Source organism: Desulfocastanea catecholica, assembly GCF_054657295.1.
Window position 1 is genome coordinate 1 of record NZ_BAAHYZ010000050.1, and the last position, 11,871, is coordinate 11,871.

Below are 11,871 nucleotides of genomic sequence, written 5' to 3' on the forward strand. Positions count from 1 at the left end.
GGATGTTTCGTGAGTAATGATCGGCCACTTCCTCAGGCGTTATTTCGCCCTCTTCAACCAAATAACGTGCCAGGTTCTGGTCTTCGGTCAACTGCCTGAGTCCTCCCCGTCTATAGACGGACAAGCGGCTGTCACCGACATGCACCCAGCTTGCACGACCTTCTCGGATAAAGACACAGAGAAGAGTCGTTCCCATTCCCTCCAGGGTCATATCTTTCTCGGCAGCGGCAAGAATGAATCTGTCTGTTTCCACCGCAAGCGCTGAGAGAACTTCTTCTTCTCTCCCGCTTGGAATAAGTGGCATATTGGCCAGTTTGCCTCGAAGTATTTCCGCGGCATAATCCCCAGCCGCCTGCCCCCCCAATCCGTCGGCCACCGCAAACAACAGGGTGTTGTCGCCGAATCTTTTAAAATAATAACGATCTTCATTGGCCTTTTTTACGTGGCCGATATGCGTTGCCGCATGTAAAGAGATATTCCCTTGCGCCGTATCGAAGGAGTGTTCCTCCTCCTGCACTTTTTGGTAAAAGCTGCAATTCTTGCATGTACCTATTTTTTCCGCGAAAGTACCCATTATTTGCTGATCGCAAAAGGTGCCGGCAACGAGCCAGCAGGATCTGCCGGCATTTACCCCATGGTTGAAGGTGTTGAAGGTGGTTCCCGCTGCAGCCGGGCAAATGCCTTCCTTGTCGGCCATGGAACCGCCCGGTTCGCGTCCGCATTTCTTGTACTGCCAGCAGTTCATTTTGGGTTTTGCCATTGCTGTTCGATCGATGTCTTGATTTTTATTTAGATCCAGCCTGCTAGCCGTTTTTGAAAATCTGGATTTCGATGTCCAGTTCCCTCGACCGACGGCTGAACTCCAGCAGCAAACGATCCAGATCTTCCCGCTGCTTCCCGGAATAACTGAAGGTTATTATCGCGCTCTCCTGCTGTTCCTTTAAAGACGGAAGAGCTGCTACATGTTGATTGAGTAAAGGTACCAAATCGCCGATTACCTCGGTAACGTCCTGATAGCGCTTCTTCCTGTCATGTTGACAGGCAATGCCGATAATTCTTCGTAATTCCGGCAGGATGTCCGGTACAAAATTTGCCGGGTCGGGCAGCACTCTTTGACCATCCTCCTGGAAGATCGTCATTATTTCATCGGTGGTAAACGGCAGCTGTCCGGTGATAATCTCAAAAGCAGTAATTCCCAGGGCGTAGACGTCACTGCAGGGATCGGCCTGACCTCCTTCGAGCAGTTCAGGTGCCTGATAGGCAAGTGTCCCGCCGATCTGTTCATCTTCCGTGCCGACCGGGCAGGCCAGGCCAAAATCGAGGATCTTGATACGATCGTTCGGCAACACCATAATATTATCAGCATTGATATCTCGGTGCACAATGTCTTTGGAATGGGCATAGGCCAGGCCATTGCAGATTTGTTGCAGGTAGTTTATCGCCAGCAACTGGGGAATCTTGCCAAGTCGGCCAAATAGGCAACGCAGGGACTCGCCTTGTAGGTATTCGGTAACAATGAACACGGTTCTATACCGTTCTTCAAAATCATAGACCCTGAGAATATTTTCATGATTGAGGGAAGCAATTATCTGCGCTTCTTTGCGAAAACTCTGCAGAAAACCGGAATCGATGACCATGTTGTGGCGCATCATCTTGATGGCCACGGCCATTTGCAGGTCCTTATGAATCGCTTTGTAAACAATTGAGTAGGCGCCACGGCCGATAATATCGGTGGCGATATATTTACCGATCTGCCGGTCGGCCACCGGACGCTTCGAGTCGAACTGGCTGGCGACGACTTCTGTCACTAAAGAGAGCAGTTCCGGATTGTTCTGGGAGATATTGTCAATCTGGTGTTTATGGAGTACCCACAGCTGCATGTCGGTTTCCGCCTCGACATGCGACTCGCGTGGTTCACCGGTAAACAGTCCACGGATGCCGACAATATCGCCGCGGCTCCAATGGCCGGCCGGGTACAGGCAATCGTTCTTTTCAACAACCGTAAGGCAGGTTCCCTGCTCAATAATATAGGCGGTGTCTTCTACGACCCCCTGCACCAGGAAACGTTCGCCGGCCTTCACCCATCGGTACGTCAACTCACCGAGAAAAGAGGCATCACTGGTATCGGTGAGAAACTTCAGCAGCTTAGCCGGAGTGTCGCTTGCGCCTTCCTCATGGCTCACCAGGGAAAAAAAATCGCATTTGACGCATGACTGTCGTTTGGTGTGAAAGGCCCCTTGTTTTTCACCCTCGCAGAAAGTTCCTGCCACCGCCCAGCATATTCTCCCGCCGTTTGTGCCGCAGTTTATTTCATCGAAAGATCCGTCAAGGGCGGCAGGACACACTCCCATCTCTTGGACGTTCCTGCCGTTCTGCTCTCTTCCGCACTTCTTGAATTCCCAGCAATTGAGTTTCTGTTCGCGCATTCCGATGTAGTGGCAGGTGAAGGAGAGGCAACAACAGGTGTTGCCAAGTTAAAAGCAGCAGGTTCCTGGCATCAGATTTTTTTTATTCTACTGCAGATAATTTGTTTAATAATTGACCAAAGTCAAACCAAATCACTTCTATTTTGGTTTAAATATGTTACTCTTTATTACTTACAGGGAAATAGAGAGTTCGCCAACCATGGAGGCAAAAAATAGATTCCGTCGTCCGATAGAACAACTATTTCAGCCCAACCATCCACGTTTCATATTGTGGAGTATCTCTATGGCTATTTCTGATACCGGCAATAAGCCGGAAAGAGAAGTTGCAGCGGAAAAGAAGAAGTTCCTCAATCCCACTCCTCTACTTGCCGAACTGGAAAAGGGACCTTGGCCCAGTTTCGTCGGTGGCATCAAGGAAATGGCGGAACGAACCCGCAAACCGATGCTCCGTGGCGTTCTCGACCAGCTTGAATACTCGTATCAAACGAAGACCGGCTATTGGGAAGGCGGTCTGGTCACCGTGCGCGGTTACGGCAGCGGCGTTGTCACCCGCCGCTCGAAAATTCAGGACCGCTTTCCGGAAGCCCATGAATTTCACACCCTCCGAGTCCAACCGGCACCGGGACTTCATTACAATACCAGGATGTTGCGCGATCTTTGCGACACCTGGGAGAAACATGGCTCGGGCATCATCGCTCTGCACGGGCAGACCGGTGATATCATGCTGCAGGGCATCGAGGAAGCGAGAGTCCAGGAATGCTTTGATGAAATCAATCAGGCAGGCTGGGATCTTGGGGGTGCCGGTCCGGCCATGCGAACCGGCACTTCCTGCGTCGGGCCCGCCCGCTGTGAGCACGCCTGCTATGACACCTTGCGGGTGCATTACGATGTCTTGAGGCATTTCACCGGGGATATCCACCGCCCGTCCTACAACTATAAATTCAAGTTCAAGTTTTCCGGCTGCCCAAACGACTGCACCAATTCCATCTTCCGCTCGGACATGGCGGTCATCGGCATCTGGCGGGATGCCATCCAGGTGGATTCCCTGGCCCTGTCGGCCTGGATCGCCCGCCACGGCATGGAGTATCTGGTCAATAATGTTGTCAATCTCTGCCCCACCCGGGCCATCTCGCTCAAAGATTCGCTGCCGGTAATCGACTACGGCAACTGTGTCCATTGCATGCACTGCATCAATGTCATGACCGAGGCCCTGTCGCCTGGTAGGGAGAGGGGCGTGGCCCTTCTGCTCGGCGGCAAAAACACCTTGAAGGTGGGGGCGATGGGCGGCACGGTGATCGTGCCGTTCATGAAGATGGAGACGGATGAGGATATCGCCGCCTTCATTGACCTCAGCCAGAGCATCATCGACTGGTGGACCGATAATGGTTTTGAGCACGAGAGGGTCGGTGAAACCATCGAGCGGGTCGGCCTCAAGCACTTCCTCGACGGGGTCGGCCTGCCGGTCTCGGTCGACATGGTGACACGACCGCGCAGCAATCCATATTACAAATCGGAATACTGAAATTGGCAAAACGCTATGTTGGAGCAACAGATGAGTGATCAAATCCCCTGGAAGACCGTCGAATCGGGTCCGCGTGATTATCGGGAAGCGCTGCATCCCGTGGTGCAAAAGAATTACGGGACCTGGAAATCTCATGTGATACCGAAACCAGGTGTGCTGAAACATACGGCTTTCAACGGAGATGTCCTCTTTACGGTAAGGGCTGGGACTCCCAGGCAGGATTCCGTCGACCTGATTCGAAAGATCTGCGATATAGCCGATAAGTATGCGGATGGTTATCTGAGGTTCACGATGCGCAACAATGTCGAGCTGATGACTGCCGACGAGAACAATCTCGAACCGATTATCAAAGCTCTGGAGGCCATCGGTCTTCCTGTCGGCGGCATCGGCCCGTGCATTACCAACATGACCCACACCCAGGGCTGGCTGCATTGCGACATCCCGGCCACCGATGCCTCCGGGGTAGTGAAATCGGTGATGGACAACCTCTACGATTATTTTATCAACTGGCGTCTGCCGGCCAAGGTACGGCTGTCGACCTCCTGCTGCGCCATCAACTGCGGCGGCCAGACCGATATCGCCATAATCGTCAAGCATACCCGCCCGCCGCGCGTCAACCACGAGATCCTCGCCAACACCTGCGAGCTGCCGAAAGTCGTCGCTCGCTGCCCGGTGGCTGCTATCCGGCCGACGGTGGTCAATGGCCGGCCGTCGCTGCTGGTGGACCCTGCCAAGTGCATGTATTGCGGCGCCTGTTTCGGTGCCTGCCCGGCCATGGAAATCAGTCATCCGGAGCATTCGAAAATCGGGATCTGGGTGGGGGGCAAAAATTCCAATGCCCGCTCGAAACCGGCCATGGGCTGTCTGGTGGCGCAGAATCTGCCCAACAATCCGCCGCGCTGGCCGGAAGTAAACGATGTGGTCGGCAGAATTCTCGCCGTCTACGCTGAACAAGGAAGGCCATGGGAGCGTCTGGGTGAATGGATTGACCGGGTGGGCTGGAAACATTTCTTTGCCGCAACCGGCCTGGAATTCGAGAAGGATATGATCGATACCTATCGCCATGCCCGGACCACCTTTAACCAGTCGGCGCATATCCGCTTCTAAAGCCTAACCCGCGAGGTGGCTCCGGATGCAAAATGCTATTGATAAGTCGCAGAAAATCCTTGATACCAGCCGAAACTGGCAGTATCCGCCGTTCAGCGAAGAAACGGGACTGGCTCGCGTCGTCGCTTTTGGCGATCATAGCCACAAATGCCCCGTTTATCTCAGGCAGACTCCTCCCTGCACCGGTGCCTGTCCCGCCGGCAACGACATCCGCGCCTGGTTGACCACGGTCCAGCAGACCGAACTGAAGAAGCGCAGCCGGCAGGAATCCTACGAACTGGCCTGGCACGAGGCCAGCAAAACCACCCCTTTCCCGGCGAGCTGCGGTCGGATCTGTCCCTTCCCCTGCGAAACCGCCTGTAATCGTAACAAAAAAGAGGGCCAGGGTGTCAATATAGCAGCCTTCGAACGATGGATCGGCGATTACGGCATAGCCCAAGGCCTCGCGCATAAAAAGTTGCGCACCGAGCCCATGGCCGAAAGGGTAGCCGTGGTCGGCGCGGGACCCGCGGGACTCAGTTGCGCCTTCCAGCTGGCGCGACGCGGCTATCCGGTCACTGTCTTTGAGGCCCTGACCAAGCCCGGAGGCATGCTGCGCTATGGCATTCCGGCCTTTCGTCTCCCTCGGGCGGTGCTCGATGCGGAGATCAGTGCCATCGCCAGGATGGGCGTGGAGATAGTGTGCAGTCACGCTGTCGACAGCAGCGGTCTTCAGGACATCAGGAAGCGCTTCGACGCGGTCTTTGTCGGCGTCGGGGCGCACCAGGGTATCGAGCTGGACCTGCAGGGACAAAACGCCGCCAATGTTTTCAGCGGTGTCTCCTTTCTGCGCCGGGTCAATACCGGGGAGATTCCCGACATCGGTGACAGGGTCATTGTCGCTGGCGGGGGCAATACTGCGATTACCGCCGCTCGCGCCGCCAGACGCCTAGGCGCTGCAGTGACGATCATCTATCGCAGGACCCGGGCGGAAATGCCGACCCTAGACCGGGAAATCGAACACTCTCTTCTCGAAGACATCACCATTCGCTATCTGGTCGCACCGCTTGGAATTCGGATTGAAAACGGCAGGGCCGCAGCTGTCCAATGTGTGAAAATGGAACCTGGCAAAGACGACGAACGCGGACGCAGATCGGTCGCTCCAGTACCCGGTTCTGATTTCGAGCTGCCCTGCACCGCTTTGATTACGGCCTTTGGTCAGCAACCGGAAACAGCAGGATTGGGCATCGCCACCAATCCGCATGGCTGGTTGCGGCCGAAAGCCAACTGGTCGCTCGAGGAGGGACTGTATACCGGTGGAGACGTACTTGGCCTGGCCTTGGTGACCACTGCCATTGGTCATGGACGAATGGCCGCAGAACAGATCGACTCCGATTTCTGTAACCGTCGTTTCCGCAACTCCGGCACCAGGGAAGTCGTGAGCCACGAGGCGCTGCGGCTCGAATATTATCCGGATCTGCAGCGCAACGAAAACAGTTCGGTACCAATCGCGGACCGCTGTACCAATGGCCTCGACCTCGAGGCGGACCTGGGGATCACGGAAGAGCAGTTCATTGCCGAAGCGCAGCGCTGCATGAGCTGCGGGCTCTGCTTTGAGTGCCGCCAGTGCCTGATCTTCTGCCCCCAGCGGGCTATCGAGGAATTTCCCGACAACCCGACAGGGGAGGTGATGTATACCGATTACACTCGCTGCGTCGGCTGTCATATCTGCTCCCTGGCCTGTCCGTGCGGCTATATACGGATGGGCATGTCGGATGAACTCTGATCCGGGGGAAAAGGCATGAATGAAGAACTTTCGCTACAACTCCGGCAGGCCATAGACCGATCCAGGAGCTGGGCAAGCGATGGCTGGCCGGTTACCTTTGGTGACAGGGGAGTAGTCGTTTCCTCTTTATCCGAGGCGCAGAACCTTCCCGTGAGTGCGGTATGCCGAATGGTTGCTCTCAGTTACTGGCAGAATGTCCACCAGATCGGACACGAAGCGGCAGCATGGGGCGAAAAGGCCCTGCACCACCTGGCCGACAATGACCTGCGGTCGGCAGAGGCGGCGGTATATTATGCCTGTTATCTGGAACGGCCTCTGGTCCGCAATACTGCGACCTGGCAGCCGATTTCCTCTCTATTGCAACGTACATTGGATTTTCCGGCAGCCCTGGACGAATGAGTCCTGGATTTTTTCCTCCATCTTGCTTAACATCTTCCAGTTCATGGTCAGAGACGGGGTCATCGTTTAACGACGGTTGATCAGTCTGATATGCGCGGGTTGGGTACCGTATGAATTGGCTTCGTCGTGGAGCTGCCTCTATCTATAGACGGGAGTTTCAGCTGTTATGCTTTTTCCCATAGTACTTTCGAGGGTTCTCCTGACCGTGACCGCGCCTCTGACAATGAACTGGAAGGACTGTGTCCTTGTTATCAAATACTCCTGGAGATTGAAGTTATTAGTTGGATTTCCATAATATAGCTGAGCTTGCTCTTTTTTTGAGCCCTGCCAGCGGCGCTCTTCCGCATCGCCACCTTCAGGTTGAGCAGTGGGTGGTTGGGGTGTCAAGGTTGTGAGGCACGAGCACCCAAGGCTTGACCTTGATACCCCCAACCACTCACTGCTACCGGTGGTCAAATTTCAGGCAGCCTTGGGGAGAGCCTGAGCAATTGCCCAAGAAAAACCTGCAATCTCTCTGGCAATAGCTGTTTTTGCAACATTTGTTTTTTTCCCTTTAGCCGTTAAATACTGATAACGTGTGCAAAGTCGGCACTGAGCTTTCCACGAGATATCAAGTACTACTTTTGGTAATTCTTCTTGTCGTTTACGAATCGCTATGCTTTTTCTTGCGGGAAATCTGTAGGCATGAGCTGCTTCCACTAAAGCTTTGCGTACATAACTATTCCCTGTTTTAGTAATTGCACCTTTTTTCACTCGCTCGCCACTTGAATGCTCAGAGGGGATGAGACCAATAAAAGCCATGAGCTTTCCAGGGTTTTCAAAACGAGTGAGATCGCCAAGTTCAGCTGCTATTGTAGCTGCAACAATAAGAGATATTCCCCGCATGGATTGAAGGGCTTTAATCAACCCATGAAGACGACTTTGCTGGGATTGTTGTCGGACCTGCTCAGTTAAGCGCTGAACCCGATTGCTGCAATCTGTTACAGTATCAATATATTCTTGAAGCACGATCTGCTGTGCGGGATGTGGCATAGTGATAGTCGCCAACCAATTGAAATGAGCCTTCGTCCATTTTGTTTTTCCTGAGTAAACTGTGTCGTGCCGAAGCAGGAATGCACCAAGTCGTTGTTTAGCTGTCCGAAGTGCACGGGTCCCGTCTTCCCGGGCCCGCACTAAATCCCGTAAGGCCTCATCTTCTTCAGTTGGTACATATACAGCTGTAAGCTCACAAGCCCGATGCAGTTTTGCCAAAGAAAGACAATCTCGCTTATCATTTTTCAACCGGTTTCCACTTTGTTGTGGAATTTTTGATGGAGCAACAACAATGCAATCCATATCATTATAGGTCAAATAGCGATAGATGCTATATCCACAAGGACCCGCTTCATATGCAAATCGGAGCACTGCTCCTTTGGATATAAGTTTACGGATAACTTTGTCGAGTTGATTCATATCGTTGTCAATTTTACCGTAAAATCTCACTTCACCATCACGACCGTCATCGGCAATTCCAATTGAAATTGAGTTTTTGTGGACATCTAAACCGATATTCTTTATTGTTTTCTTCATGACCTGCCTCCTTGATTTTGGCTCTGAGTTGTTTTTGGTTTTCAACTTAACCCACGTTTGCAAGGTAGGCAGGTCTATTTTGCCTATGTGTCAACCATCATATCTATCAACGCCGACGATGGTCAGAAGTGAAGCAGTCGTCTTGGTTGATTCTCTGGAAAAATCAATAATTGAAACCGCTCCATTTGAGACCATTTTTCTGGAAATATTTTTGATTTTTCAGAAGTGCCGGAATGCTCGATTTCGATCGTGATATTTGATCATGATCAAGCTAGAACTGATTCCAGATTTTCTTGGAGAAGGGCTGTTTTCTCCGACATAGACTCTCCCTCAATATGATGGCAGTGTGGGGGAGAGTCATAGTCTGGAAAGCAAACATTGTTTTTCTGAAGGTGTAACTTATCTTAAACCTATGAAATTTTCTCGCACAAGCCTATCGAAACGAAGATGGTGCATAGCAATAATGGTTAGACGAAGTGCAGTGGTAATCATTGGAATTCTGCTTTTGCCTCTGATACTTTCGGCGGCATCGCTGCGGATCGAGGGCGAACGCGCCTGGCTCAAGGCTGACGACGTGCCACTTTCAAAGGTTCTGCAGCTCTTCGAGCAGCGTGGGGTGGAAGTGTTGATTGACCCATCGCTTACGCTACACCGTATTTCCGGTAACTGGAAAAATGCTAAGGTCGGCCGGCTCATCGCCCAGCTGGCGAGCCCGCACAGCTATATGCTTGAATGGAAATTAGAAAAAAGCCCTCTCGGTGACCTTTTCCAAATCTCTTCCATACAAATTTTTTCTGACGGTAAGCAGTCTATCGCCCGTCGCTTGTCCTCGCAGGGAACAGTGCTTGATGTGGTCGAAGGTGAGAATGGAGTAAAATACAGCCGTGGAGAAATAATGGTTGGGTTTAGCCAAGAATCCTCCCTCGAAGACTTGAAGGCACTGCTTGGCAGGCTCGATGGAACCGTGATCGAAGTGATCGACCCGCCCGGTTTATATCGCATTAAACTCAATGATGGTATGTCGGTTGAAGAAGCCATACGCATTGCACAGGCACACGGCGGCGTTACGGCCACCGAACCAAACTTGGCGTTTCCAACGATTATAAGCAATATTCTTCCATTGACTAGAATCGGTGAGAAGATCAACCTCCACCTGCTTCCCGGTGAGACCGCTATTGCTGTGTTTGATTCAGGCCTCGCTCCAGCCTACGCAAACTATCCATTCATTCGAGGCACCTACGATGCGCTTGATCCCACCGCGGAAATCAGCGACCCCACTGGCCACGGCACCTTGACCACCCTTATTGCGGCCGGTGCCATTACGCCCCTTGGCGCGAAAGCTGCCGAGAGCGGAGTTCCTGTACTTTCCATTCGCACCCTAGACAAAAACGGCATGACCAGCTCCGACACTATTATGCGAGCCCTCGAGTATGCCGCCAACTCGGGCGTGAAAATTATCAGTATGAGCTGGGGATCGGAGGTTAACAGTCATTTTTTGGAAGCCGCCATGAATTTTGCCACCCAAAACGGTATGACGCTCTATGCGGCCGCCGGGAACGAACCAACCGGTACGCCTGTTTATCCGGCTGGATATAATTCGGTCATTGCAGTGGGGGGATTGAATCCCGATGGAAGCAGGTGGAAAGATTCAAACTATGGGGATTTTGTTGAGCACTACGAACCGGCCTTGGCCAACTTTAACGATCTATCCTATGCAGGCACCTCTATCGCCAGCCCCTACGCCGCTTTCAAGGCTGCGCAGGGAGCGTCAGAATAGGGATGGCTTGGTGTTGTACGTTCTGTCGTATCTATCTTTAATTGCTAAACAGGAGTTTCGGGGATAATCGGTGCGGTGGGCCGCAATCCCGCGCAGCATAAGGGATTAGCTGGCGGAACCCTGTAAGACCCCACTCTCGTCAACGTGGTAGCCAAAGGCCGATAGGGCTTCGCTCTGGGTCTTACTGGGTGGCTCCATGCGACGCTCAGGTGTCCGGCTCCCTTTTTTTACCCTCAGGACACAATGCAGGTGCCGCATGTCGTCCATGACCTCGTCGATCGAACCTTTTCGTCCGGCAGCAGCCATCTTCAACTCGATTCGGCGCAAATAGGTCATAGCCACCACACAGGTGAAAAGATGACACCTGATCTTGCTGTCCGTCCGGTGCCGGAGCGGGCTCGTGCCGACCAGATCGTCGTCCTTGCTGCAACGGAACCGGTCTTCAACCTGCCAGCGGGCAAGGCTCGCTTCGATGATGTCGCCGGTCATCCAGTCCGTATTGTCGGTAATAATGATGTTTTTCCCAAACATCGCCTTTTTCCGGCTGACCAGAGAGACATTTTTGCGAAAGGTCAGCGCCAGGCCGTCAGGGGATTGCTCGAATTCCAGCTCGTACAGTTGCGACGCCATATGGAGTTGTTCACAAAATCGAATATACCGCTCGCGAACGGCTTCCTCATTCCGCCAGTGCGGCGCCTTATCTTTCACCTTGGCCCGCATGACCAGCAACTCCTGGCGTATGGCCGCAAGTTTTTCGGCAAAGATGTAGGCCTGCTTGCGGGCAGACGCCGGGGTATGGGTAACAATGACGGTTCGCTCTTTGCCCCAGTACTCACCTTTGGTCCGGTAGGCGAGCAGGCACTCATCCTCGTGGCCTTCCTCGATATGCCGGCGATTCTCAGCTGTATCGGCAGGTTCAAAGCGCTCCAACGATGTTGCGGCCAGGTCCTGGGCAAAATATGTTGAATAGGTGGTGATAAAATGAATCCGGGAGTGGTCGTCAATCCATGCATAATTGTCATCGGCGTTCATGCCCTTGTCAATGACCACGGTGAGCCGCTCTTTCGTTTTGTTCAGGCCGCATACCATGCCGAACATTTCATCCATCACCGTTGCGAAATGCTTGCTGTCATGGAGATTGCCGGGATAGACGCTGTAATATAACGGCAACCGTGAATCCCGGGCAACCATCAGTCCCAGGCCGACTTGACGCAGATGATGTTTGCCCGCCTTGTTCTTGCCTCGCTGAGCAAGCTCCGATTCGGTTTGACTGGCCATGTAGGTGTAATAATTAGTGGTGTCGAAA

General features: G+C 52.9%; 10 protein-coding genes. 6 read left to right on the top strand and 4 right to left on the bottom strand.

Features of this window, described 5'->3' with window-relative positions; translation table 11 throughout:
• Window positions 1-760 (bottom strand): PP2C family protein-serine/threonine phosphatase (locus ACYQ8U_RS21815; protein WP_459947683.1); only part of this gene is annotated, 760 nt, incomplete at its 3' end.
• 43 nt (window positions 761-803) lie between these two features.
• Entirely contained in the window at window positions 804-2,351 is a 1,548-nt protein-coding gene (locus ACYQ8U_RS21820) for a protein kinase domain-containing protein (protein ID WP_459947684.1), read from the bottom strand.
• 3 nt (window positions 2,352-2,354) lie between these two features.
• Here ACYQ8U_RS21820 and ACYQ8U_RS21825 point away from each other — a divergent pair, with 3 nt between their 5' ends.
• The 5 genes from ACYQ8U_RS21825 to ACYQ8U_RS21845 all read left to right on the top strand — a co-directional run bounded on the left by ACYQ8U_RS21825 (window position 2,355) and on the right by ACYQ8U_RS21845 (window position 7,219).
• Window positions 2,355-2,642 (top strand): hypothetical protein, encoded by a 288-nt coding sequence (locus tag ACYQ8U_RS21825; protein WP_459947685.1) that lies wholly within the window; start codon window positions 2,355-2,357, stop codon window positions 2,640-2,642.
• 67 nt (window positions 2,643-2,709) lie between these two features.
• Window positions 2,710-3,948, top strand: a complete 1,239-nt coding sequence (gene dsrA / locus ACYQ8U_RS21830) for a dissimilatory-type sulfite reductase subunit alpha (RefSeq protein WP_459947686.1) — start codon at window positions 2,710-2,712, stop codon at window positions 3,946-3,948.
• A gap of 30 nt (window positions 3,949-3,978) precedes the next feature.
• Window positions 3,979-5,055 (top strand): dissimilatory-type sulfite reductase subunit beta, encoded by a 1,077-nt coding sequence (dsrB, locus tag ACYQ8U_RS21835; protein WP_459947687.1) that lies wholly within the window; start codon window positions 3,979-3,981, stop codon window positions 5,053-5,055.
• A 25-nt stretch (window positions 5,056-5,080) separates the two neighbouring features.
• Entirely contained in the window at window positions 5,081-6,820 is a 1,740-nt protein-coding gene (locus tag ACYQ8U_RS21840; protein ID WP_459947688.1) for an NAD(P)-binding protein, read from the top strand.
• A 15-nt stretch (window positions 6,821-6,835) separates the two neighbouring features.
• On the top strand, window positions 6,836-7,219 hold the full coding sequence (locus tag ACYQ8U_RS21845) for a hypothetical protein (protein WP_459947689.1): 384 nt from the start codon (window positions 6,836-6,838) through the stop codon (window positions 7,217-7,219).
• 459 nt (window positions 7,220-7,678) lie between these two features.
• Here the strand turns inward: ACYQ8U_RS21845 and ACYQ8U_RS21850 are convergent, their stop codons facing one another.
• On the bottom strand, window positions 7,679-8,788 hold the full coding sequence (locus tag ACYQ8U_RS21850) for an IS110 family RNA-guided transposase (protein WP_459947690.1): 1,110 nt from the start codon (window positions 8,786-8,788) through the stop codon (window positions 7,679-7,681).
• A 481-nt stretch (window positions 8,789-9,269) separates the two neighbouring features.
• Here ACYQ8U_RS21850 and ACYQ8U_RS21855 point away from each other — a divergent pair, with 481 nt between their 5' ends.
• Complete coding sequence (locus ACYQ8U_RS21855; RefSeq protein ID WP_459947691.1) at window positions 9,270-10,565, top strand: S8 family serine peptidase; 1,296 nt, start codon at window positions 9,270-9,272, stop codon at window positions 10,563-10,565.
• A 105-nt stretch (window positions 10,566-10,670) separates the two neighbouring features.
• Here the strand turns inward: ACYQ8U_RS21855 and ACYQ8U_RS21860 are convergent.
• A partial coding sequence (locus ACYQ8U_RS21860; protein ID WP_459947692.1) for an IS1634 family transposase occupies window positions 10,671-11,871 on the bottom strand: 1,201 nt, incomplete at its 5' end.